This is a genomic window from Sphingomonas sp. Leaf339, assembly GCF_001426195.1.
GTDB lineage: Bacteria > Pseudomonadota > Alphaproteobacteria > Sphingomonadales > Sphingomonadaceae > Sphingomonas.
The window spans coordinates 237,110-259,345 of record NZ_LMRS01000012.1 but is presented as its reverse complement, the minus strand read 5'-3'; the positions used below and the strand labels follow the sequence as shown (position 1 = coordinate 259,345).

At 64.3% G+C, this 22,236-nt stretch carries 23 protein-coding genes; 14 read left to right on the top strand and 9 right to left on the bottom strand.

The window, feature by feature from the left end; translation table 11 throughout:
• The first annotated feature begins 1 nt into the window (after window position 1).
• The 4 genes from ASG67_RS08055 to ASG67_RS08040 all read left to right on the top strand — a co-directional run bounded on the left by ASG67_RS08055 (window position 2) and on the right by ASG67_RS08040 (window position 2,699).
• A complete protein-coding gene (locus tag ASG67_RS08055; protein WP_056528054.1) occupies window positions 2–1,072 on the top strand; it encodes a PepSY-associated TM helix domain-containing protein in 1,071 nt (356 codons plus the stop codon).
• A 168-nt stretch (window positions 1,073–1,240) separates the two neighbouring features.
• Window positions 1,241–1,681 (top strand): DNA polymerase III subunit chi, encoded by a 441-nt coding sequence (locus tag ASG67_RS08050; protein ID WP_056528050.1) that lies wholly within the window; start codon window positions 1,241–1,243, stop codon window positions 1,679–1,681.
• Window positions 1,682–1,758: 77 nt separating this feature from the next.
• Entirely contained in the window at window positions 1,759–2,181 is a 423-nt protein-coding gene (gene ndk, locus ASG67_RS08045; RefSeq protein WP_056528047.1) for a nucleoside-diphosphate kinase, read from the top strand.
• Window positions 2,181–2,699 (top strand): GNAT family N-acetyltransferase, encoded by a 519-nt coding sequence (locus tag ASG67_RS08040; protein ID WP_056528044.1) that lies wholly within the window; start codon window positions 2,181–2,183, stop codon window positions 2,697–2,699. Before ndk ends, ASG67_RS08040 begins: the two co-directional genes overlap by 1 nt.
• A gap of 121 nt (window positions 2,700–2,820) precedes the next feature.
• Here the strand turns inward: ASG67_RS08040 and ASG67_RS08035 are convergent, their stop codons facing one another.
• The 3 genes from ASG67_RS08035 to purM are packed head-to-tail and all read right to left on the bottom strand — an operon-like array spanning window position 2,821 to window position 5,415.
• Window positions 2,821–3,402, bottom strand: coding sequence for a hypothetical protein (locus ASG67_RS08035; protein WP_056528041.1), 582 nt, complete (start codon window positions 3,400–3,402; stop codon window positions 2,821–2,823).
• Window positions 3,399–4,307: a phosphoribosylglycinamide formyltransferase gene (gene purN / locus ASG67_RS08030; protein ID WP_056528038.1), complete on the bottom strand. Its 909-nt coding sequence runs from the start codon at window positions 4,305–4,307 to the stop codon at window positions 3,399–3,401. Before purN ends, ASG67_RS08035 begins: the two co-directional genes overlap by 4 nt.
• Window positions 4,297–5,415, bottom strand: a complete 1,119-nt coding sequence (purM, locus tag ASG67_RS08025) for a phosphoribosylformylglycinamidine cyclo-ligase (RefSeq protein WP_056528035.1) — start codon at window positions 5,413–5,415, stop codon at window positions 4,297–4,299. The genes purN and purM overlap by 11 nt, the downstream gene beginning before the upstream one ends.
• 63 nt (window positions 5,416–5,478) lie before the next feature.
• Between purM and ASG67_RS08020 the strand changes: the two genes are divergently transcribed.
• The 4 genes from ASG67_RS08020 to ASG67_RS08005 are packed head-to-tail and all read left to right on the top strand — an operon-like array spanning window position 5,479 to window position 10,959.
• Window positions 5,479–6,705, top strand: a complete 1,227-nt coding sequence (locus ASG67_RS08020) for a hypothetical protein (RefSeq protein ID WP_056528032.1) — start codon at window positions 5,479–5,481, stop codon at window positions 6,703–6,705.
• Window positions 6,702–7,322, top strand: a complete 621-nt coding sequence (locus tag ASG67_RS08015; protein WP_056528029.1) for an HdaA/DnaA family protein — start codon at window positions 6,702–6,704, stop codon at window positions 7,320–7,322. The genes ASG67_RS08020 and ASG67_RS08015 overlap by 4 nt, the downstream gene beginning before the upstream one ends.
• Window positions 7,319–9,475: an RNA degradosome polyphosphate kinase gene (locus ASG67_RS08010; protein ID WP_056528025.1), complete on the top strand. Its 2,157-nt coding sequence runs from the start codon at window positions 7,319–7,321 to the stop codon at window positions 9,473–9,475. The genes ASG67_RS08015 and ASG67_RS08010 overlap by 4 nt, the downstream gene beginning before the upstream one ends.
• Entirely contained in the window at window positions 9,472–10,959 is a 1,488-nt protein-coding gene (locus tag ASG67_RS08005) for a Ppx/GppA family phosphatase (RefSeq protein WP_235535109.1), read from the top strand. The genes ASG67_RS08010 and ASG67_RS08005 overlap by 4 nt, the downstream gene beginning before the upstream one ends.
• A gap of 3 nt (window positions 10,960–10,962) precedes the next feature.
• On the opposite strand, the gene ASG67_RS08000 is transcribed toward ASG67_RS08005, so the two are convergent.
• A complete protein-coding gene (locus tag ASG67_RS08000; protein ID WP_056528022.1) occupies window positions 10,963–11,250 on the bottom strand; it encodes an I78 family peptidase inhibitor in 288 nt (95 codons plus the stop codon).
• Entirely contained in the window at window positions 11,247–12,422 is a 1,176-nt protein-coding gene (gene rnd / locus ASG67_RS07995) for a ribonuclease D (RefSeq protein WP_056528019.1), read from the bottom strand. The genes ASG67_RS08000 and rnd overlap by 4 nt, the downstream gene beginning before the upstream one ends.
• A 121-nt stretch (window positions 12,423–12,543) precedes the next feature.
• Here rnd and aspS point away from each other — a divergent pair, with 121 nt between their 5' ends.
• Entirely contained in the window at window positions 12,544–14,367 is a 1,824-nt protein-coding gene (aspS, locus tag ASG67_RS07990; RefSeq protein ID WP_056528016.1) for an aspartate--tRNA ligase, read from the top strand.
• A gap of 50 nt (window positions 14,368–14,417) precedes the next feature.
• Here the strand turns inward: aspS and ASG67_RS07985 are convergent, their stop codons facing one another.
• The gene (locus tag ASG67_RS07985; protein WP_056528013.1) at window positions 14,418–15,047 is read right to left on the bottom strand and encodes a carbonic anhydrase; all 630 of its coding nucleotides are present in this window, start codon (window positions 15,045–15,047) and stop codon (window positions 14,418–14,420) included.
• A gap of 53 nt (window positions 15,048–15,100) precedes the next feature.
• On the opposite strand from ASG67_RS07985, the gene lipA reads away from it, so the two are divergent.
• The gene (gene lipA, locus ASG67_RS07980) at window positions 15,101–16,054 is read left to right on the top strand and encodes a lipoyl synthase (RefSeq protein ID WP_056528010.1); all 954 of its coding nucleotides are present in this window, start codon (window positions 15,101–15,103) and stop codon (window positions 16,052–16,054) included.
• A gap of 7 nt (window positions 16,055–16,061) precedes the next feature.
• Entirely contained in the window at window positions 16,062–16,544 is a 483-nt protein-coding gene (locus ASG67_RS07975) for a type II toxin-antitoxin system RatA family toxin (protein WP_056528006.1), read from the top strand.
• Here ASG67_RS07975 and ASG67_RS07970 read toward each other — a convergent pair.
• The 3 genes from ASG67_RS07970 to ASG67_RS07960 are packed head-to-tail and all read right to left on the bottom strand — an operon-like array spanning window position 16,481 to window position 18,662.
• Window positions 16,481–17,005 (bottom strand): CinA family protein, encoded by a 525-nt coding sequence (locus tag ASG67_RS07970; protein WP_056529094.1) that lies wholly within the window; start codon window positions 17,003–17,005, stop codon window positions 16,481–16,483. The genes ASG67_RS07975 and ASG67_RS07970 overlap by 64 nt on opposite strands.
• Complete coding sequence (locus ASG67_RS07965; protein ID WP_056528003.1) at window positions 17,005–17,523, bottom strand: hypothetical protein; 519 nt, start codon at window positions 17,521–17,523, stop codon at window positions 17,005–17,007. Before ASG67_RS07965 ends, ASG67_RS07970 begins: the two co-directional genes overlap by 1 nt.
• Complete coding sequence (locus ASG67_RS07960) at window positions 17,523–18,662, bottom strand: bifunctional 2-C-methyl-D-erythritol 4-phosphate cytidylyltransferase/2-C-methyl-D-erythritol 2,4-cyclodiphosphate synthase (RefSeq protein ID WP_056528000.1); 1,140 nt, start codon at window positions 18,660–18,662, stop codon at window positions 17,523–17,525. The genes ASG67_RS07965 and ASG67_RS07960 overlap by 1 nt, the downstream gene beginning before the upstream one ends.
• An 82-nt stretch (window positions 18,663–18,744) precedes the next feature.
• Between ASG67_RS07960 and dusB the strand changes: the two genes are divergently transcribed.
• Genes dusB through ntrC form a run of 3 tightly spaced genes read left to right on the top strand, consistent with a single transcriptional unit; the run spans window position 18,745 to window position 22,206 of the window.
• On the top strand, window positions 18,745–19,743 hold the full coding sequence (gene dusB, locus ASG67_RS07955; protein ID WP_056527996.1) for a tRNA dihydrouridine synthase DusB: 999 nt from the start codon (window positions 18,745–18,747) through the stop codon (window positions 19,741–19,743).
• On the top strand, window positions 19,712–20,794 hold the full coding sequence (locus tag ASG67_RS07950; RefSeq protein ID WP_056527993.1) for a two-component system sensor histidine kinase NtrB: 1,083 nt from the start codon (window positions 19,712–19,714) through the stop codon (window positions 20,792–20,794). Before dusB ends, ASG67_RS07950 begins: the two co-directional genes overlap by 32 nt.
• Window positions 20,791–22,206: a nitrogen regulation protein NR(I) gene (ntrC, locus tag ASG67_RS07945; RefSeq protein WP_056527990.1), complete on the top strand. Its 1,416-nt coding sequence runs from the start codon at window positions 20,791–20,793 to the stop codon at window positions 22,204–22,206. Before ASG67_RS07950 ends, ntrC begins: the two co-directional genes overlap by 4 nt.
• The last annotated feature ends 30 nt before the right edge of the window (window positions 22,207–22,236 follow it).

The window sequence follows — 22,236 nt, the reverse complement described above, 5'->3', positions numbered from 1 at the left end:
CGTGGCAATGCTAGATACACTGCACCGCTGGACAGGCGGGTTCCTGGGATTGATCCTCGCGCTGCTGGGGTTGACCGGTGCGATCCTCATTCACCGCGATACCTGGATCATGCTGCCGCACGCCGGCGATGCACCGGTCCAGACTACGCAGTTTCTTGCCGCCACGACCGAACGGCTGATGGCCAATCCCGCAGCGCGCCCGCAGAGCATCACCTTCGCGAATGCCGATCTCGGACTTGACCGACTCGATTTCGGTAAGGGAGCGGGGGCCTATACCGATCAGGCTGGCACGATCGTCAGCCAATGGCAGTCGCAATGGGCACGGCCCGAACTATGGCTGTTCGATCTGCACCATCACCTGTTGTCAGGCGACACCGGCGAGACGATCATCGGTATCGCAGGCGTGGCGGGGCTGGTTTTCGTGCTGACCGGCACGATACTATGGTGGCGGACGCGCAAGACGTTCGCGTTCCGTCCATTGCCCAAGCGGCTCAGCCGTCCAGCGATTTTACGGCATCATCGCGATCTCGGGATCGTCGCGGCGCCGTTGCTGATCCTGTCGCTGCTGACGGGCGCGACCCTGGTGTTCCGGCCGATCAGCGCGTTGTACCTCGGTCCCAATGCGCCGGCGGCAATCGATGCGGCGCTGCGGACACCGAAAGGACCAAGGGTTGCCCTTGCCCCCCATCTCGACTGGCAGGGCATGATCGTCGCGGCGCGCGCGCGCTTTCCGGACGCCGAATTACGCAGCCTGTCGCTACCGCGCAAGGGAAGCGGGCTCGTCACCATCCGGATGAGACGGCCGCAGGAGTGTTTGCCAAACGGGCGGACGACCTTGTGGTTTGCCGCCGATGACGGTCGGTTGATCGGGGCCCGCGACGCGGCGTCGCTCTCGCCGGTCGTCACCGTGTACAACATGCTGTATCCGCTACATGCGGCCAAGATCGGCGGTCTTGGCTATCGCCTGGTGATGACCCTTTCCGGTGTCGTTCTCGGCCTGTTGGGAACGCTGAGCGTCTGGAGCTTCTGGTTCAAGCGCCCAGGTCGATCGAAATTCCGGCCCGCGCGTTAAAGATTACACGCCTGTTCTCATCCGAATTCAAGTCGCGCAACGCGACGACGGTCCAAAGCGGATGGTTTGGACGGAAAACGGCGCTCGGCGACAGACAGCAGCCCCCGATCTCCCGGGGCAGACCTGTGCCGCTGGAGCCAGCACCCGCACTCCGCTACACCGCCCGCCATGCAGGTCGATTTCTACCACCTCACCGCCACCCCGCTCGACCGCGCTCTCCCGCAAATCGCGGCGAAGGTCGTATCGACCGGCGCCCGCCTGTTGATCGTCACCGATAACGAGGAACAACGTCGTCATCTCGACCGACTGCTGTGGCAATACACGCCTGATAGCTTCCTGCCCCACGCCCAACTCGGCGACGCGGACGACGCCGCTCAGCCGGTGCTGATCGCGCCCGACGTCAACGCCGCGAACAACGCTCGTCACATCGCCCTGGTTGATGGCGTCTGGCGTGACGATGCGCTCGATTTCGATCGCGCGTTCCATTTTTTCGACGATGATCGCATCCGCGAGGCGCGATTGGCGTGGAAGGCGCTGGCCGATCGTGACGGTGTGGAGCGTCGTTACTGGAAGCAGAACGAGGCCGGGCGATGGGAACAGGCTGCGTGAACATTGCAACATGGCCGCTGCGGGACTAGGGCGGCGGCGCTTTTCCCCTTTCCAAAACACAGGAGCCCGTGACCATCATGGCCGCGAACCGTACCTTTTCGATCATCAAGCCCGACGCCACCCGCCGCAACCTGACCGGTGCGGTCACGAAGATGCTGGAGGAAGCCGGCCTGCGCGTCATCGCGTCCAAGCGCATCCACATGACCAAGGATCAGGCCGAGGGCTTCTATGCCGTCCACCGCGGGCGTCCGTTCTTCAACGACCTTGTCTCGTTCATGATCTCCGGCCCCGTCGTCGTGCAGGTGCTGGAGGGCGAGAACGCCATGCAGCGTAACCGCGACATCATGGGCGCCACCAACCCGGCCAACGCCGACGCCGGCACGATCCGCAAGGAACTGGCCGAATCGATCGAGGCGAACACCGTCCACGGCTCCGACTCGGACGAGAATGCCGAGATCGAGATCGCATATTTCTTCAAGCCGGAAGAGATCGTCGGCTGATGCACTGGCGGCTGCGACGGGCAACGGCGGCGGATGCGTCCGCCCTGTCGCTCGTCGCGGCCGCGAGCTTTCTCGAGACGTTTGCCGGCATCCTGTCGGGTGAAGACATGCTCGCGCACATCGCCGCGAAAAGCACGCCCGAGCGATTCGCCCGCTGGATCGCGGACGCCGCCAGCATCGCCACGATCGCGGAACATCCCGATGGCGCTGCACCCGTCGGCTACACGCTGCTGACCACGCCCGAAGACGTCGGCCAGATCGAACCGGGCGATATCGAACTGCGTCGCATTTACACGCTGTCATTGACGCGGGGCACCGGGCTGGGCGCCGCCCTGATGGCGCAGGCGATCGCCGATGCCCGCTCGCGGGGCGCGACGCGGATGCTGCTCGGTGTCTATGCCCGCAATTATCGTGCCTGCGATTTCTACGAACGACAGGCCTTCGTCCTGGCCGGCGAACGGCAGTTCAAGGTTGGCGCCACATGGCACGACGACCGTGTCTATAGCCGTCTGTTGTAAAACCGCTGTCCTAAACAAGCACAGTGGCGTATCTAGCGAAAAATGAACGATTTAGTGCGAATGGTGTGCGGATAAATAGGTACGGTTTAGGCCTAACTTTAGCCTAACTTTCCGATCTGGATCAGGGCTTTTCCTTCGCCCAAAGGGCATCGACCTGCGCCTGACCACCACCACGCTGGCGCAACCGCAGCCCCTCCAGCTTGACCGTCCGGCCCCGCAGTAACCGGCCCTCGGTGCGCCAGATCACATTGTACACGCCGGTCGCGCTGCGCTGCGTATCGCCATCCCAATAACGGACCGTCACCAGCACCGGCAGCCGCCCCTCACGTTCGTCCGCACCACCATCGGTCAGCTTCAACAGGGGCGCCTCGAACCAGTCGGCCAGGATCGCCACGTCCGACATCGGCTGCTTGGCCGCGACACCAAGCGCACGGGGGAAGGCGACGGCCAAGTCCTGAAGATCGTGCTTCTCGTCCTTCAGCGCCAGCCGCCGACCGCCATCCTCCACCGTTGCAGTCAGGTCGATCCGCGATCGTTCGGTTCGCTCCGCCGTCCGCTCCGCCACCTTCTCCGCCTCGTCGGCGCGGCGATCGGACCAGTTGCTCCAGAGCGTCAGGGCCGCGATCAGCACGCCAGCGACCGCCACGACTTCGGCCAGCGTGACCCAGCGACGGCGGGTGGCCTGTTCCGACGTCTCGCTCATCGCCCGCCTGCCTCAAGCAGCCGCGCCGGCGCCGCGAATTCCCAACTTCGCGCGATGCGGTCCTCGACCAACGGCCAGTCGATCTCGCCCGTCAGGTTCATCGCTACCCATCCGCTGGCACCCAGATAGGACGGGATCGAATAGACCGTCGGAGCGGCCTCAACCAGCATCGCCTGTTCGTCCACGTCGCCTGTGCGGACGCACACGACGGTCTGCCCATCGCCATGATGATCATCCCGCAACTGGGCGAACTGTTTGCCCGCGACGAAGAACGTCGGCTGGCCGTGGCTGGGCCGCTCCTCCACCTCGGGCAGGTTCAGGGCGGTTTCACGAACACGATCGAAAGGGGTCATCACGAACTCCGCCAGCATTTGGGGGTACAACACATGTTCAGCCGTCAGGACCCGCGCCGCCAGCGTATTGGCGTCGTCCCCTGCCACGATCGGGACCTGCGACTGGCCCAGCACCGCGCCGCCATCCAGTTCCTCGGTCACGACATGGACGGAACAGCCACCGAACGCATCCCCCGCCGCGATGGCGCGGGCATGCGTGTCGAGCCCCTTGTACTTCGGCAGCAGCGAGGGGTGGATATTGACGATCCGCCCCCGCCAGCGCGCGACGAAGTCGTCAGACAGCAGCCGCATATAGCCAGCCAGCGCGACCGTCCCGACCCCGGCGTCGCGCAGGGCCGTGTCCAGTGCCGCCTCGTAGGCCGCCTTGCCGATGCCCTTCGGACTGAGCGCCCAGGTCGCGAGACCACGCTGCCTGGCCCAGTCGAGCCCCGCCGCATCGGGCTTGTCCGACGCGACCAGCGCGACACGGTAGCCACGCGCCTGCTCGACCAGGGCCATCATGTTCGATCCCCGGCCGGAAATCAGGATGGCGACGGATGCCTCAGCCGGCATGGGTAGCGGTCCAGTCCTCCCGCGCGCTCCACGTGCCGGCGACGCCGCTGACCGTGCAACCGCGCGCGCCGCGTTCGATATGACCGATGGTGGCCACCGTCTCGCCCGCCGCCGTCAGCGAAGCCGTGACGGATTCGGCCTCATCGGCGGCGACGATCACGGCCATGCCGATGCCGCAGTTGAAGGTGCGGGCCATCTCCTCGGGCTCGATCGCGCCCTGCGCCTGTAGGAAGGCCATCAGGCGGGATTGCTCCCAGGCCGCCGCATCGATCACCGCATGGGCGTCCGCCGGCAACACGCGCGGGATGTTCTCCAGCAGACCGCCGCCGGTGATATGGGCCAAGCCCTTGATGCGCCCCTCGCGCAGAACCGGCAGCAGGCTGGCGACGTAAATGCGAGTCGGGGCCATCAGCCAGTCGATCAGCAACCGGTCCTGATCGAACAGGGCGGGGCGATCCAGCTTCCACCCCTTGTCGGCGGCCAGCCGGCGAACCAGCGAAAAGCCGTTGGAATGGACGCCGGTCGAGCCCAGCCCGAGCACGACATCGCCGTGACCGATCGTCTTGCCGGTGAGCAGTTGCTCACGCTCGACCGCGCCGACGCAGAAGCCGGCGAGGTCGTAATCGCCGGGTGCATACATGCCGGGCATCTCGGCGGTCTCGCCACCGATCAGCGCGCATCCCGCCTGACGACAGCCCTCGGCGATCGAAGCGATGACCCGCTCGGCGACGCCGGCCTCCAGCTTGCCGCTGGCGTAATAGTCGAGGAAGAATAGCGGCTCGGCGCCCTGGACGATCAGGTCGTTGGCGCACATCGCGACCAGATCGACGCCGACGCCCTCGTGACGGTCCCACTCGATCGCCAGTTTCAGCTTGGTGCCGACGCCGTCATTGGCCGCGACGAGCAGCGGATCTGTGAAGCCCGCCGCCTTCAGGTCGAACAGGCCGCCGAAGCCGCCGAGATCGGCATCCGCGCCCGGTCGCCGGGTGGAGCGGGCGAGGGGGGCGATCGCGCGGACGAGCGCGTTGCCCGCCGCGATCGAGACGCCTGCATCGGCATAGGTGTACGAGGGCGTGCCGGAGGCGTCGGGAGTGGGCTGGTCGGTCATGAAACGTCGCCTAGACATATCGCGCTTGGATTTCCACGCCCGGTTCTGCAAAAGGCGCGGGCCATGCGCCGTCCCCTGATCGCCTCCCTTGCCGTGATGGCCCTGCTCGCGGGGTCCGGCACGCTGGCGCAGATCGAGGGCGGCGACCGCGGCGTGGCGCCGATCGACAATGGCGGCGCGTTCGAGGTGAGCGGCGTGACCGTGGACGTCGGCGGCAAGACGGCCGACGCGGCGCGGCAGGGCGGCTGGCGGCTGGCGCAGCGCAAGGCGTGGGTCCAATTGTCGCGCCGGCTGGGTGGCGGCGGTGGCCTCGTTTCCGATGGTACGCTCGACCAGATGGTGTCGGGCATCGTCGTGGAGAACGAACAGATCGGCCCGACCCGATACATTGCGCGGCTCGGCGTCCTGTTCAATCGCGCGCGGGCGGGATCGTTGCTGGGGGTCGCGGCCTATGCCGATCGATCGCCGCCGATGCTGGTGTTGCCGGTGCAATGGTCGGGCGGGGTCGGTCAGGTGTTCGAGCGGCGCACCGACTGGCAACAGGCATGGGCGCGGTTTCGCACCGGCAACAGCACCATTGATTATGTTCGGCCATCGGGGACCGGCGCCGATTCGCTGTTGCTGAATGTCGGGCAGGCGGAGCGGCCCGGTCGCGGATGGTGGCGGACGATCATCGATCAATATGGCGCATCGGACATCCTGATCCCGACGGTGCGGCTATACCGGCAATGGCCGGGCGGTCCTGTCGTCGGCGTGTTCCAGGCACGTCATGGACCCGATAACCGGCTTATCAGCAGTTTTTCGTTACGGGTCGGCAATGCCGAGGGACTGCCGCAGTTGCTCGATACCGGCGTCGCGCGGATCGATGCGCTGTATCAGCAGGCACTGCGTCAGGGCATGTTGAACCCCGACGCCAGCCTGACGCCGCCGCCCGATCCGGCCGCCACGCCGACGCCATCGGCCGATTCGACGATCGACGGTATCCTCGCCGATCTCGCCCAGGCCAATGCGGGCGCCACATTGACGGTGCAATACGATACGCCCGGCACCGCCAGCGTCGCCAACACCGAGGCGCTGGTGCGCGGTATTCCGGGTGTCCGCTCCGCTGGTACGACCAGTCTGGCATTGGGTGGTGTGTCATTGATGCGGGTGGTGGTGGACGGCGATCCCGCACTGCTGGCGGCGGCCTTGCAGTCGCGCGGGTATCAGGTGGCGGGATCGGGGACGACGTTGCGGATCAGCCGACCGACTCCGGCACCGTCCGCGTCCGGTACGGGCGTTCCCGGATGAGCCAAATGGCGCTGCCGCTGGCGTGGCCCGCCGATCCGCGCGACGACGCCTTTCTGGTTACGCCGTCCAATGCCCATGCCGTCTATCTGCTGGAGCATTGGGGGACGTGGCCGGTCCGCGCCGCCATGCTGACCGGTCCGCGCCGGTCCGGTCGCAGCTTGCTCGCCCGTATCTTCGCCGCCAAGAGCGGGGGGACGATCATCGACGATGCCGAGCGGGTGGATGAGACGGACCTGTTCCACGCGTGGAACAATGCGCAGGCTGACGGACGGCCGCTGGTGATCGTGGCGGATGCGCCGCCGCCGATCTGGTCGATCACCTTGCCCGACCTACGATCGAGGCTGGCGGCCAGCCCGCACGTGGCGATCGGGCCGCCAGACGATGCGTTGACGCGTGCATTGCTCGACCGGATGTTCGAGCGCCGAGTGATCGATGCCCGGCCCGATCTGCTCGACTGGCTGGTGCCGCGGATCGAGCGTAGTCATCTTGCCATGGAACGCGTGGTAGACGCGCTGGATCAGGAGACATCGGAACGCCATCGCCGGCTGACCATTCCCCTGGCACGCACGACACTTACCGACGCCGGCCTGTTGCCGATCAGAACCGAGGACGCATGACCCGCCCATCCCATATCGTCCATCTCGACCATGCCGACGACGATCCCGTCGCAACGGGGGATAGCGAACGGTATTTTAATCGCGAACTGTCGTGGCTCGCGTTTAACCGGCGCGTGCTGGAGGAGGCATGCAACAATGCGCATCCGCTGCTGGAACGGCTGCGCTTCCTGTCGATCTGCGGATCGAACTTGGACGAATTCTTCATGGTCCGCGTTGCCGGATTGAAGGGACAGCAATCGCAAGACGTGGACCGCCGTTCGGCCGACGGCCTGACGCCGGGACAGCAACTGGGTGCAATCATCGCCGAGGCGGATCGGCTGATGGAAAGCCAGCAGGCGGTGTGGGCGGACCTCCGCACGCTCCTCGACGAATCGGGATTGTGGGTGCTGCGTCGCGATTCGATCGATGACGAGGCGAACGACTGGCTGGAGGATCATTTCCGCGACCAGATCTTCCCGATCCTGACCCCGCAGGCACTCGACCCCGCGCATCCGTTCCCGTTCATCCCCAATCGCGGATTGTCCGTGATCTTCGATCTGGAGCGGATGTCGGACAATGAGCCGATCCGCGAATTGGTGATGCTGCCGGCTTCGGCGCCGCGGTTCGTGCGGTTGCCGGGCGAGCGGGCACGCTATGTGTCGATCGAAACGCTGGTGAAGCGGTTCGCGCCGCTGATCTTTCCGGGGTATATCACCCATGGTGCCGCCGCATTCCGCGTCCTGCGCGACAGCGATATCGAGATCGAGGAAGAGGCGGAGGATCTCGTCCGCTATTATCGCAACGCGATCAAGCGGCGGCGGCGGGGCAAGGTTATCCGGCTGGAGCTGGAAACCGGCATGTCAGACGGGCTCGCTGCATTGCTGAAGGTGGAATTGGGCGGTGCCGATGCGATCATCACCGAAAGCGGTCAGCTGCTCGGGATCGCCGATCTCGACCTGTTGTACGACGAGGACCGGCCGGACCTGAAATTCCCGCCGTTCACGCCGCGTTTCCCCGAACGCATTCGCGAATTTTCCGGCGACTGTTTCGCGGCGATCGCCGCCAAGGACATCGTGGTCCATCACCCGTACGAGACGTTCGAGGTGGTGGTCGCCTATCTGAAGCAGGCCGCGAACGACCCTGACGTCATTGCGATCAAGCAGACGCTGTACCGGGCGGGCAAGCAATCGGCGATCATCAACGCGCTGGTGGCGGCGGCGGAGGCGGGCAAGTCCGTGACGGCGGTCGTCGAGTTGAAGGCGCGGTTCGACGAGGAACAGAATCTGTTCTGGGCATCGCAGCTGGAACGGGCGGGGGTGCAGGTCGTCTATGGATTTATCGACTGGAAGACTCATGCGAAGGTATCGATGGTGGTCCGTCGCGAGAACGGGGCATTCCGAACCTATTGCCACTTCGGTACTGGCAACTATCATCCGGTCACAGCCAAGATTTATACCGATATCAGTTACTTCACCGCCGATCCTGCGATCGGGCGTGATGCGGCCCAGATGTTCAATTACATCACCGGCTATGTCGAACCGCGTAACATGAACTGCATCAGCCTGTCGCCGCTCGACCTGCGCGCGACGCTGACCGCGATGATCGATGGCGAGATCGCCAATGCCCGTGCCGGCCTGCCGGCGGCGATGTGGGCCAAGATGAACAGTCTGGTCGACCCGGCGATCATCGACAAGCTGTACGAGGCCAGTGCCGAAGGGGTCGAGATCGATCTGATCGTGCGCGGCATCTGCTGTCTGCGTCCGCAGGTCGCCGGGTTGTCGGAGAATATCCGGGTCAAATCGGTTATCGGCCGGTTCCTGGAGCACAGCCGTATCTGGGCGTTCGGTGCGGGCAAGGCATTGCCCAACGACGGTGCCAAGCTGTTCATATCGTCCGCCGACTGGATGCCGCGCAACTTCGACCGGCGAGTCGAATATATGCTGCCGATCACCAATCCGACCGTCCACGACCAGATCCTCGATCAGGTGATGGTCGCCAATCTGCTTGATGACGAACAGAGCTGGGTATTGGACGGCGACGGCGAATATACCCGCGTCACGCCGGGCGAACGCCCATTCAACCTGCATCGGTATTTCATGACCAACCCATCACTGTCGGGTCGCGGTGCGGCGCTGGAGAAGGTGCCGACGTTGCTTCTTCGGGCATCATCGTGAGTCTGCCCGTGGGGCTGTTCGGCCGTCGCGCGGCCGAGACGCCGCCGCGGACCGCGATCATCGACATCGGTTCCAACTCGGTCCGGCTGGTCGTGTATCAGGGGCCGTCGCGCATCCCGGCGGTGCTGTTCAATGAAAAGGTGATGGCGGGTCTCGGTCGCGGGCTGGCCGCCACGGGCCGAATGGAAGAAGGATCGCTGGCGATCGCGCGCACCGCCCTTGCGCGATTCGCCGCCGTTGCGCGCGAGATGGATGTCGTATCGCTGCGGACGGTGGCGACGGCGGCGGTTCGTGACGCCGCGAACGGGCCGGAGTTCATCGCCGCCGCGGCCGCGCTCGGCCTGAAGGTCGAATTGCTGTCGGGCGAGCAGGAGGCGACCGGTGCCGGTGAAGGTGTATTGTCCGGCATCCCCGATGCGGACGGTATCGTCGGTGATCTGGGCGGTGGCAGCCTGGAACTGGTGCGCGTGCGACAGGGGCGGATCGGCGACCGGGTGTCGTTTCCCCTGGGGGTGCTGCGAATAGCGGGAACTCGAGGCCAGCCGCTTGATCGGCTGGCGACGCGGCTAATCGATCAAGCGGGTTGGACGGGGCGGGGCGCCGGATTGCCGCTGTATTTGGTTGGGGGGTCTTGGCGGGCGCTGGCCCGGCTGGACATGGGGCTGACCGATTTTCCCCTGCCGATCGCTCACCAATATCGCATGACGCCAGATATTATCGCTCGGCTGAGCCGTACGGTGCCGCATCTGGGCAAACCAAAGCTGCGAAGCATCCCCGGCTTGTCCGCCGGGCGGGCGGGAACGCTGGCCGATGCGTCCGCGCTGTTGGGCGTATTGCTGCGCCAGTTGGGGAGCGAGACGACCATCGTCTCCGCCTTTGGGCTGCGCGAGGGGCTGGCCTTCGGCATGCTGGATGCGGAGACCCGCGCGCTCGATCCGTTGATCGTTGCGACCCGTGAGGAGGGGCGGCTGCTCGGTCGTTTCCCCGAACATGGCGATCTGCTCGACCGCTGGATCGCGCCCTTGTTCGCGCATGAAACGCCGGCGCAGGCCCGTATCCGTCACGCCGCCTGCCTGCTGGCGGATGTGGGTTGGCGGGCTAATCCGGAATTTCGCGCCGAACGCGGCGTCGAGGTCGCGCTGCATGGGCAGTGGGTGGCAATCGAGCCGGGGGAGCGGGCGCAGATGGCACAGGCGCTGTTCACCTGCCTGGGTGGCGGCACGGGCTTCCCCGATCCGCTACCCCGCCTGGCCAACGAAGATGCGTTGCGGCGGGCTACCGCCTGGGGTCTTGCGATACGGCTGGGTCAGCGGTTGAGCGGGGGGCTGGCCGGACCGCTGAGCCGGACGCGGCTGACCACCGACGATGCGCGGGTCACGCTGCATCTACGCCCCGATGATCGGCCGCTCTATGCGGAAACGACCGAAAAGCGGCATGCCGCGCTGGCAATGATGTTGGGCCGCCGGGCGGCGACGGCCGACTGATCGTCAGCCGCAGCGCAGGTCGTTCACCTTGCCGCCATCGTCGAGCAGGATATTCAACCGATCGGGTTGTATATCCATCGTCGCCGCGTCGTCCGGGCGCAGCACGCGTGCGGTCCGTGCGTTGGAGTCATATTGTATATCGTCGCGCATCGTCAGCTTGAAATCGGTGCCGATGAACCGCCGCCGCATCGCGTCGTCCACGCGGCAGGGGCCGGTCGGCGGCGTGGCGGGTGGCATCGACGTGCAGCCGGTCGCTGTCAGCATGGCCGCCGAAATCAGGATCAGTTTCATGCAACCTCCTCCGCACGGGTCATCTTCAACCGGCCATTCTTGACCGCAAACGCCAGACGGCCCTCGACCAGATCGACCGCATCGCGCCCGAACTGATCGTAGCGCCAACCCTCGAGCATCGGCAATCCGGTACGCGCGCCGGCCGCCAACGCCTCCAGTTCATCCGAACGGGCCAGCAATTTCGACGCAACGTCGATATCGCGCGCGCGGATCTTCAGGAGTAGCTTCAGCAGATCGGCGACCAGCGACCCTTCCTTGCCCAATCCCGGCTTGCGATCGTCGCGTGCCGGCAATTCCTCAGCCGACAGGGGTTCGGCTGACTCCAGCGCCGCCATCAACCGCCCACCGATGTCGTTGCCGGCCCAGGTCGCGGACAGGCCGCGGACCTTGGCGAGATCGCTCTGCTTGCGCGGCGGATTACCGGCGAGATCGCCCAAGGTTTCATCCTTGACGATGCGGCCGCGCGGCAAGTCCTTGGCCTGTGCTTCCAACTCACGCCAGCGGGCAAGCGCCTTTAATCGACCGAGCATGTCGGGCTTGCGGCCTGAGACACGGACCCGCTTCCACGCGAGATCGGGTTCGTTGGCGTAATTCGAAGGATCGGCGAGCCGTTCCATCTCCTGATCCAGCCACGCACCGCGCCCGGTCTTACGTAGCCGTTCCAGCATCATCGGAAAAATGGTGGCCAGGTGCGTGACATCGCCGATCGCATATTCGATCTGGCGCGCATCCAGCGGACGCCGCGACCAGTCGGTGAACCGAGCGCCCTTGTCGACCGCGATGCCCAGCCAGCTGTCGACCAGATTGGAATAACCGATCTGCTCGCCTTGCCCCAGCGCCATCGCCGCGACCTGCGTATCGAACAACGGGTGTGGCGTCTTGCCGGTCAGGTTATAAACGATCTCGATATCCTGCCCGCCGGCATGGACCACCTTCAGCACATCCTCATTCTCGACCAGCAGGTCGAGCAGCGGCTTCATGTCGAGTCCCGGCGCCAGCGGATCGATCGCCGCCGCTTCGTTTACATCAGCAATCTGGATCAGGCAGAGTTCCGGCCAATAGGTGCTTTCGCGCATAAATTCGGTGTCGACCGTGATGAAGTCGGCATTGGCGAGGCGGGCGCACAGATTGGCGAGCGTGGCGCTATCGGTGATCAGGGGGTGGATATGCATCGGCCTACCCATAGCGGGCGTGAGCGGGTTGACAAAGAGGGGGTGGGAAGGGGAGTGACCTTCGATCCTTTTGACCGTTCCCGTGCTCCTGTGCGGCGACGGCGTATGCGAGATGACACACATGCACGCCTATCGTACCCACAATTGCGCCGGCCTGACGGCCGCCAACGTCGGCGACACCATCCGCCTGTCCGGTTGGGTCCATCGCAAGCGCGATCATGGCGGCGTGCTGTTCATCGATCTGCGGGACCATTACGGTATCACGCAGGTGGTCGCCGATGCGGACTCGCCGGTGCTGCCGGTGCTGGAGGCGCTTCGGACCGAATCGGTCGTCACGATCGATGGCGTCGTGAAGGCGCGGGCCGACGGCACGGCCAACGCGAACCTTGCGACCGGCGAGATCGAAGTGTTTGCCCGTAGCGTCACGATACAGAGCGTGGCGCAGGAATTGCCGATGCCGGTAGCGGGCGATGCGGAGTATCCCGAAGACATCCGCCTTCGCTATCGCTTCCTCGATCTGCGGCGCGAGCGGTTGCATGCCAACATCATGCTGCGGTCGCAGGTGATCGCCAGCATCCGCAACCGGATGATCGGGCAGGGCTTTACCGAATTCCAGACACCGATCCTGACGGCATCGTCGCCCGAGGGTGCGCGAGATTATCTGGTCCCAAGCCGCGTTCATCCCGGCAAGTTCTATGCGCTTCCGCAGGCGCCACAGATGTTCAAGCAGTTGCTGATGGTCGCCGGTTTCGATCGTTATTTTCAGATTGCGCCCTGTTTCCGCGACGAGGATGCCCGCGCGGATCGTTCGCCGGGCGAGTTCTATCAGCTCGATTTCGAGATGAGCTTCGTCACGCAGGAAGACGTGTTCCAGGCGATCGAGCCGGTGCTGCATGGCCTGTTTACTGAATTTGCCAATTGGCAGGGTAAGGGCCGGCAGGTTTCGGCGCTGCCATTCGCCCGCATACCATACCGCGAATCGATGCTGAAATATGGCAACGACAAGCCCGACCTGCGCAATCCGATCCTGATTTCAGATGTGTCGGATCACTTCACCAGTTCGGGGTTTGGCCGCTTCGCGTCGATCGTCGAGGCGGGCGATGTGGTGCGGGCGATCCCGGCCCCCAAGACCGCCGACAAGAGCCGCAAGTTCTTCGACGACATGAACGGCTGGGCGCAAAGCGAGGGCTTTGCCGGGCTGGGCTATGCCACGCGCAAGGGCGGGGAATGGGGTGGCCCAATCGCCAAGAACCACGGTGAGGAAGGCATGGCGAAGCTGGCGGAAACGCTCGGCCTCGGTCCTGACGACGGCATCTTCTTTGCGGCGGGCAAGGAAGCGCAGGCAGCCAAGCTGGCGGGGCTGGCACGGACGCGGGTAGGCGAGACGCTGGGCTTGATCGACCAGAACCGCTTCGAATTCTGCTGGATCGTCGATTTCCCGATGTTCGAGTATGACGAAGATAACAAGAAGATCGATTTCAGCCACAACCCCTTCTCGATGCCCCAGGGCGAGATGGAAGCGCTAGAGACGATGAACCCGCTCGATATTCTTGCTTATCAGTACGACATTGTCTGCAATGGCATCGAACTGTCGTCGGGAGCGATCCGGAACCATCGGCCGGAGATCATGTATAAGGCGTTCGAGATCGCGGGCTACACGCAGGCCGATGTCGACACGAACTTTGCGGGGATGATCAATGCGTTCAAGTTCGGCGCGCCGCCGCATGGCGGATCGGCACCGGGCATCGATCGCATGGTCATGTTGCTGGCGGGCGAGCCCAACATCCGCGAGGTCGTGCTTTTCCCGATGAACCAGAAGGCGGAAGACCTGATGATGGGCGCGCCGAACTTTGCGACGCCCAAGCAATTGCGCGAACTGAATTTGCGTTCGACTGCCGAACCCAAGAAAGATATCGCCGCCATCGTCGCGCCAGCAGCGGGCTGATCTATAAACGCCGTTGCGCCGCCCGGATCGGACAGCGCAACGGCAGGTCGTCAGGCAGCTTCGAAATTGCCGTTATCGGCCAGGACGCGCAGCTTGCCGTCGTCGATCGCGAAGACGGCACCCTTTAGCTCCAACGTACCGGCGTCGATGCCAGCCTGCACGAAGGGGAAGGTTTTCAGGTTCTCGATCGACACCTTCACGCCTTCCTGTTCCAGCGCGGTCTGACCTTCCGGACCGGTGCCGTGTTCGGCGACCACTTGTTCACGGGCATCCTTCAGAATTTTGATCCATTCCGCGACGAAGCCGCCCTCGCCGGGCTTGGCATCGGTCAAAGCCCCAGAAAGCGACGCTTTCACGCCGCCGCACTGGCCATGGCCTAGCACTAGAATTTCCTCTACCTTCAGCACCGTAACCGCAAATTCGATCGCCGCCGATACACCGTGCAGGCCGCCGCTGGGGTCGAAGGGCGGTACCAGATTGGCGACGTTGCGCACCACGAACACCTCACCGGGACGCGTGCCGAAGATGGTGGCCGGGTCGACGCGGCTGTCAGAGCACGCAATCACCATAACTTTCGGTGTTTGGCCACCGGCTAGCTCAGTCCATTTTTCACGCTCGTCGATCCACTCGTTACCGCGGAAACGGTAATAGCCGTCGATCAAATCCTTGAATTTTCTCATTCGTCATCAGCCCTTCGTTGTTCCGTGTCGATGCACACGCTATATTAGACAACATGAACGATCTGTCATCTACTTCGGCTCCCGTCCGCCAACGCAAACCCGACTGGATTCGCGTAAAAGCGCCCACTTCGGCCGGATTCGCGGCGACCCGTGAGTTGATGCGGTCGAAAAGCCTGACGACCGTGTGCGAGGAAGCGGCTTGTCCCAACATCGGTGAGTGTTGGAGCAAAAAGCACGCGACCGTTATGATCCTTGGCGACACATGCACGCGGGCGTGCGCGTTTTGCAATGTGAAGACCGGTATGCCGCGCGCCGTCGATGCGATGGAGCCACAGAATGTCGCAGATGCCGCGGCGCAGATGGGATTGGCGCATATCGTCATCACCTCAGTCGATCGTGACGATCTGCCAGATGGCGGCGCGGCGCAGTTCGTCAAGGTGATCCAGGCAATCCGCCGGTCAAATCCTACGACGACAATCGAAATCCTGACACCTGATTTTCGTAACAAGGCACAGGCGGCGGTTGAGGCTATCATCGAGGCACGGCCGGACGTTTACAATCATAACTTGGAAACCGTGCCGCGGCTGTATCCGACGATCCGGCCAGGTGCGCGTTATTACGCGTCGCTGCGATTGCTAGAGAGCGTGAAGCGGCACGATCCGTCGATCTTCACCAAGTCCGGCGTGATGCTGGGACTGGGCGAGCAGCGGCTGGAAATCCATCAGGTGATGGATGACATGCGATCGGCTGACATAGATTTCCTGACGATGGGCCAATATCTGCAACCGACGCCGCGTCATGCGAAGGTGGCGGAATTCGTGACGCCTAAGGCGTTCGATGCCTATGCGGGGATCGCACGAGCAAAGGGGTTCATGCTGGTGGCATCGTCGCCGTTGACCCGGTCGAGCTATCACGCCGGCGACGATTTCGCGAAGCTGCGGGCGACGCGTGATGCGAAGCTGGGCGTGACCCGGACAGTCCCGGCGGGTAGCGGCGTTAGCGCCTGACGATCTCATGCCAAAGCATCAGGAAACCCGGCATCTGCCCTATACGGCGGATCAGATGTTCGACCTTGTCGCCGACGTGAAACGCTACCCCGAGTTTCTGCCATGGGTGACCGCGATGCGCGTTCGCAAGGATAGCGAGACGGAAACGCTGGCCGACATGATCGTCGGTTTCAAAGGCTTGCGGGAGACGTTTACCAGCCGGGTCCAGAAAGAGCGGGCGACGCGGATCGCCGTCGATTATGTCGATGGGCCGTTGAAGCATCTGCGCAACGAATGGGCGTTTCGGTCCGAAGGCGAGGGCTGCGCCGTGGATTTCAGCGTTGATTTCGCTTTCAAGAATCGGGTCTTTGAAATGCTTGCGGGTCAGGTTTTCGGTCAGGCGCTACGCCGGATGATCGGCGCCTTCGAAACGCGGGCAGCGGCGCTTTACGGTTCCAGCGAAACCGGCGGCGGTGGTAGCAGCAGTTCAAGCGCACAGAGTGCCGCCTGAAGCCTGATCCCCCCGCGACCGGTATCGTGGAACTGGCGGCGGTCGGCATGGACATCGGTTGCGTCGCCGCCTTTGTCCGCGCGCGCGAAGACGACAGTGCCGACGGGTTTCTTCTCGGACCCGCCACCGGGCCCGGCGATGCCGGTGATTGCGACGACGACGTCGGCCCCGGTCTTTTCCAGCACCCCGCGCGCCATGCTCCACGCGACGGCGACAGAGACGGCGCCGAAGGTTTCGAGCACGTCGGTGCTCACCCGGAGCAGTGCAGCCTTCGCCTCGTTGGAATATGTAACGATCGACGCTTCAAGCACGTCGGACGAGCCGGGAATTTCCGTAAGAGCAGCGGCGACCAGCCCGCCAGTGCAACTTTCGGCCAGTGCGATGCGCCTACCAACGGCGCGATAGGCGTCGACTACCCGCTGAGCGGCGTCAACGAGCTCGGGGGGGAGCAGCGTGTCCATCACGACACCGGACATAGCGGCAGGTTAGGAACGCCTGTCTTACCGTTCCGAACCGCATCCGCCTTTAAATAGCGTAGCACAGTGACGACTACGCCGGCCGTATTCCGCGCAGGCATGGGTTCTAAGTCGGTTACCAAGCGATCGATCGTGGCACAGTCGCCCAGATCGATTCGACCGACGATTTGTGGAACGATCAGGCTGGTCAGCACAGGGCGCGCATATTCGGACTGAAGCAAAAGATCGACCGCCGGGTCGCTGAGCTTGACGATCGCCGCGCGGGCGCCGGGCCAGGCGCGGTCGGCGGCGGTTTGATATTTCGTGATCAACGGACCTTGATCGCGGCGGATCAGGCTGGCGGCGGGTAGGCGCGTTGCGCAGACCCGGCCGGTATCCCGCAAAATCTCGGGCAGGGCGACGATGGCCAGCGATTCGGCTTCCGCGTCCGTCAGACAACCACGCTGTACCGCGGCTGGCGATGCGATTAAGGCAATGGCGGACAAAAGGGCGGCAAACTTCATCACGCGCTCCGCGGCAGGCTGACGGTGGCGATCGCCTGCGTGGCGATCCCTTCGCCGCGACCGGTGAAACCGAGACGTTCGGTCGTCGTCGCCTTCAGGCTGACGCGATCAGTAGTCAGGTTCAGGATGGCCGCTATCCGGGCGACCATCGCGTCGCGGTGTGGGCCGATCTTCGGTTCTTCGCAGATCAGCGTCAGATCGACGAAGTCGATCCGGCCGCCGCGCGCAGCGATCAGCGAGGCGGCATGCGCCAGAAACTGATCCGATGCGGCACCGCGCCATTGTGGATCACTGGGCGGAAAGTGCGTGCCGATGTCGCCCGCCGCAATCGTCCCGAGCAGTGCGTCGGTAAGCGCGTGCAGGACCACGTCGGCATCGCTGTGGCCAGACAGGCCCTTGTCATATGGAATGTGGATGCCGCCTAGCCACAATTCCTCGCCCACTTCCAGGCGATGAACATCGAAACCACTGGCCGAGCGGGTTTCCCACGTCATCCGCGCCTCGGCGGCGGCGAAGTCTTCGGGATAGGTGACCTTGTCGAGCATCACATCGCCCTGCACCAATGCGACGCGTCCGCCAACCCGTCGCACCATCTGCGCGTCGTCTGTCGCATCTTCATCCGCAGACCAGGCGGCATGTGCCTGTGTCAAAATGGGCATGCGAAAACCTTGAGGTGTCTGTATCCGATACACGCCCTCGCGCGGAACCAGCGTGCCGTCCCCTCTCGTCAGGGTGTCGGCGACGACAAGAGCCGGGACGGCTCCGTCCGAATCATCCAACGCTGCGATAATTCGATCGATGACGGCAGCGGGTACGAATGGCCGTGCGGCATCATGGACTAGGACGCGGTCGGCGATATCCCGCAGTGCTTTTATACCGATCGCGACCGAGTCACTCCTCAAAATGCCGCCCGTCACGATGGTCGCCTCATCGCCGATCGCCGCGCGGGCCATGGCTTGCTGCCCCTCTGCGACCATCACCATCACTTCGTCGATGCCCGGATGAGCGGCGAAGGCGGTATAGGCATGGGCGAGCATCCCCCGGCCGGCAACGGGCGCGTATTGTTTCGGGATGCTAGTGCCGGCGCGTAGGCCGCGGCCGGCGGCGACGATCAGGGCGGCGGTCCTGTAACGGGTCATGGCGCGGCGCCTAGCGCGATGTGGGGCCGCTTGCCAGCTTAGAGGCGCGAGCGTAAAGGTTGCTCAAATTTCAGGCACATCCATGCGTACCCTTGCTCCTATACAGATCGGCTCTGTCCGGATCGATTGCCCCGTCGTGCTGGCACCGATGACCGGCGTGACGGATATGCCGTTCCGCACGCTCGTCCGCCGATACGGGTCGGGTCTGAACGTGACCGAGATGGTCGCCAGCCAGGCGGCGATCCGCGAGACGCGGCAGTCGATTCAGAAGACCGCGTGGCATCTGTCCGAAGAGCCGGTGTCCATGCAGTTGGTCGGCTGCACCCCGTTTGAAATGGGCGAAGCCGCAAAGCTGGCAGAGGATCGCGGGGCGGCAATCATCGACATCAACATGGGCTGCCCGGTGCGCAAGGTGACCAATGGCGATGCCGGATCGGCGCTGATGCGCGTACCGAAGCTTGCTGCGACCCTGATCGAGGCAGTGGTCAAGGCCGTGTCGGCGCCGGTGACGCTGAAGATGCGGATGGGCTGGTGCCACGACAGTCTTAATGCGCCCGAACTCGCGCGGATCGCCGAGGATTTGGGCGTGAAGATGGTCACCGTGCACGGTCGCACCCGTAACCAGATGTACAAGGGCCAAGCGGACTGGCGCTTCATCGCCAACGTCAAGCAGGCGGTTTCCATTCCGGTCATCGCCAATGGCGATATCAATTCGATCGAAGACGCGGAGGCGGCGCTCGATCAGTCGGGCGCGGATGGCATCATGATCGGCCGAGGTGCCTATGGCCGGCCGTGGTTGCTGGGTCAGGTGATGGAATGGCTGTCCACGGGGCGTCGGGTGGCCGACCCCGATCTTGACGAGCAATATCGCGTGATCGTCGAGCATTACAACGCGATGCTTGAACACTACGGCACCTTCACCGGTGTAAACATGGCCCGCAAGCATATCGGCTGGTATACTAAGGGGCTGACCGGATCTGCCGAGTTCCGCAATGCCGTGAATCAGGAACCCGACGCCGATCGCGTGAAGGCGATGTTGGCAGAATTCTATGCGCCCTGGCGGCGACTTGCTGCGGCCTGAGCCCGTTCGGCGCGACCGACCGGGCTTTGCCGATCTCTTCGCCGCGCTGCCCGTCGCGGTGCTGGTAGTCGGTCCCGACGATCGAATCGTTCATGCCAACGCAATGGCCGAACAGACGCTGAACTTGTCGGAGCGGATCATGGCGGGGCAGCCGCTGGCGGCGATCCTGCCCCCACCAGCCGGGGTGGAGGTGCGCGACGGATATGGCTTCGCCGCGTACGATACCGAAATCGCGACCGCGCGCGGCGTGCGGATGCGGGTCGATTTTGTCGAGGCGCAGATCGCCGATCACCCAGGTTGGCGGGCGGTGACACTGCACAATGCGGCCAGCTCGCGCGGGCTGGGACAATCGAGCGATCGCGCCGCCGGCGCAAGAGCGGCGGTGGGGGCTGCGGCGATGCTGGCGCACGAAATCCGTAACCCGCTCTCGGGCATTCGCGGGGCCGCCCAGCTGTTGGGGGCAGGTGAGCTGACGCAGTTGATCGTCACCGAGGTCGATCGGATCGCAGGGCTGATCGATCGCATGCAGGAATTCGGAGATACCCGCCCGTTGCCGCTGGCGGCGGAAAACATTTATCCGTTGCTGGGACATGCACGCGGCGTGGCCCTGGCCGGTTTCGCGCGCGGCGTGCGCATCGACGAGCGTTATGATCCCTCGCTACCGCTCGCCCGGATCAACCGCGATGCATTGACGCAAGTCATCATCAACCTGTTGAAGAATGCCAGCGAAGTCGTTCGTAATGAAAGGAAGCCGTGTATCACCATCACGACCGCCTATCGCCATGGTGTCACGCGCGCGGCGGGTGACGGCCAGCCCCGGCTGCCGCTGCCGATCGAGATATGCGTCATCGATAACGGCCCCGGCGCGCCGGCCGACATTGCGGAGCATCTGTTCGACCCGTTCATTTCCGGGCGACCGGAGGGTCAGGGCCTGGGGCTGGCGCTGGTCGACAAGCTGGTGCGCGACATGGGTGGTATCGTTCAATATGCGCGGGAGGGTACGCCATCCTTCACGGTTCTGCGCCTCCTGCTGCCAAGAGCAGGAGCATGAGCACAATCCTCGTCGTCGATGACGACGCCGCAATCCGTACGGTGGTGGCACAGGCGCTGCGGCGTTCCGGTCATGCCGTCCTGACCGCAGACAGCTTGACCCAACTGGATAAGATCCTAGCGACAGGCGCGCCGGACGTACTCATCAGCGACGTCGTGCTGCCCGACGGCGACGGTATAAATCGGATGCGGGAAGTAGCCGATCGCTTTCCACAACTGCCGGTCATCATCCTGTCCGCGCAGAACACGCTCACCACCGCGGTGCGCGCGGCTGAGCTTGGCGCTTATGACTATTTGCCCAAGCCGTTCGACCTCGACGTGTTGGCGCGGGCGGTGGCTGGGGCGTTGGCGCGGGGCGGCCAAGTGGTGGCTCCCGATCGCCCGGCTGAGGATGCGGCACTGCCATTGATCGGGCGATCGCCGGCGATGCAGAACGTCTATCGCGTCATCGCTCGCGTCGTTTCCAACGATCTGACCGTGCTGGTGTCGGGCGAATCCGGCACGGGTAAGGAACTGGTGGCGCGCGCCATCCATGATCTCGGTGCGCGACGGGCGGCGCCGTTCGTTGCGATCAACATGGCAGCGATCCCACGCGACCTGATCGAAGCGGAACTGTTCGGGCATGAACGCGGCGCCTTTACCGGTGCAGCGGCGCGATCCGCCGGGCGGTTCGAACAGGCGAACGGCGGTACGCTGTTCCTCGACGAGATCGGCGATATGCCGATCGAAGCGCAGACGCGGTTGCTGCGCGTATTGCAGACGGGCGAATTCACCACCGTGGGCGGCGCCCGCACGATCCGCGCCGATGTGCGGATCGTTGCGGCGACCAACCGCGACCTGGCGGCGCAGGTGCGGACAGGGCTGTTCCGGGAAGACTTGTTCTATCGTTTGAACGTCGTGCCGATCGCGCTGCCTGCCTTGCGCGAGCGGCAGCAGGATGTGGCGCTTTTGGCCCAGCATTTCCTGGGTCAGGCGGCCAATCAGGGCTTGCCGCGTCGCAGGTTGGCGGCGGACGCCGTCGCGGTGCTGGAGGCGCATGCATGGCCCGGCAACGTTCGTGAGCTGGAAAACCTGATGCGGCGGCTTACCGTACTGGCACGCGACGAGGTGATCGATGCCGAGGTGACCTGCGCGATGCTGGGGACGCCCCAGCCCCTTGCCGCGACTGTCGATACGGATATTGCACCCGCGATCCGGGCGCTGATCAATCGCATCGCGCGTGAGCGCCCCGAGGCGCTGGAGGACGGAACGCTCTACGATCGGGTGATCGCCGAGGTGGAGCGGCCGCTGATCGAGGCGATGCTGGCCCGCCACGGCCAGAACCAACTCCGCACGGCGCGGGCAATGGGCCTCAATCGTAATACGCTGCGCAAGCGGTTGGACGTGTTGGGGATCGAACCGCGAAAAAGCTGAACCGACATTATGTGGTTTTAATGCAACATC

Bases quoted from the DNA above. Each gene is read 5' to 3' on its own strand.
- ASG67_RS08050 (WP_056528050.1), top strand. From the start codon at position 1,241: ATGCAGGTCGATTTCTACCACCTCACCGCCACCCCGCTCGACCGCGCT.
- ndk (WP_056528047.1), top strand. From the start codon at position 1,759: ATGGCCGCGAACCGTACCTTTTCGATCATCAAGCCCGACGCCACCCGC.
- ASG67_RS08040 (WP_056528044.1), top strand. From the start codon at position 2,181: ATGCACTGGCGGCTGCGACGGGCAACGGCGGCGGATGCGTCCGCCCTG.
- ASG67_RS08035 (WP_056528041.1), bottom strand. From the start codon at position 3,402: ATGAGCGAGACGTCGGAACAGGCCACCCGCCGTCGCTGGGTCACGCTG.
- purN (WP_056528038.1), bottom strand. From the start codon at position 4,307: ATGCCGGCTGAGGCATCCGTCGCCATCCTGATTTCCGGCCGGGGATCG.
- purM (WP_056528035.1), bottom strand. From the start codon at position 5,415: ATGACCGACCAGCCCACTCCCGACGCCTCCGGCACGCCCTCGTACACC.
- ASG67_RS08020 (WP_056528032.1), top strand. From the start codon at position 5,479: ATGCGCCGTCCCCTGATCGCCTCCCTTGCCGTGATGGCCCTGCTCGCG.
- ASG67_RS08015 (WP_056528029.1), top strand. From the start codon at position 6,702: ATGAGCCAAATGGCGCTGCCGCTGGCGTGGCCCGCCGATCCGCGCGAC.
- ASG67_RS08010 (WP_056528025.1), top strand. From the start codon at position 7,319: ATGACCCGCCCATCCCATATCGTCCATCTCGACCATGCCGACGACGAT.
- ASG67_RS08000 (WP_056528022.1), bottom strand. From the start codon at position 11,250: ATGAAACTGATCCTGATTTCGGCGGCCATGCTGACAGCGACCGGCTGC.
- rnd (WP_056528019.1), bottom strand. From the start codon at position 12,422: ATGCATATCCACCCCCTGATCACCGATAGCGCCACGCTCGCCAATCTG.
- aspS (WP_056528016.1), top strand. From the start codon at position 12,544: ATGCACGCCTATCGTACCCACAATTGCGCCGGCCTGACGGCCGCCAAC.
- ASG67_RS07985 (WP_056528013.1), bottom strand. From the start codon at position 15,047: ATGAGAAAATTCAAGGATTTGATCGACGGCTATTACCGTTTCCGCGGT.
- lipA (WP_056528010.1), top strand. From the start codon at position 15,101: ATGAACGATCTGTCATCTACTTCGGCTCCCGTCCGCCAACGCAAACCC.
- ASG67_RS07975 (WP_056528006.1), top strand. From the start codon at position 16,062: ATGCCAAAGCATCAGGAAACCCGGCATCTGCCCTATACGGCGGATCAG.
- ASG67_RS07970 (WP_056529094.1), bottom strand. From the start codon at position 17,005: ATGGACACGCTGCTCCCCCCCGAGCTCGTTGACGCCGCTCAGCGGGTA.
- ASG67_RS07965 (WP_056528003.1), bottom strand. From the start codon at position 17,523: ATGAAGTTTGCCGCCCTTTTGTCCGCCATTGCCTTAATCGCATCGCCA.
- ASG67_RS07960 (WP_056528000.1), bottom strand. From the start codon at position 18,662: ATGACCCGTTACAGGACCGCCGCCCTGATCGTCGCCGCCGGCCGCGGC.
- dusB (WP_056527996.1), top strand. From the start codon at position 18,745: ATGCGTACCCTTGCTCCTATACAGATCGGCTCTGTCCGGATCGATTGC.
- ASG67_RS07950 (WP_056527993.1), top strand. From the start codon at position 19,712: ATGCGCCCTGGCGGCGACTTGCTGCGGCCTGAGCCCGTTCGGCGCGAC.
- ntrC (WP_056527990.1), top strand. From the start codon at position 20,791: ATGAGCACAATCCTCGTCGTCGATGACGACGCCGCAATCCGTACGGTG.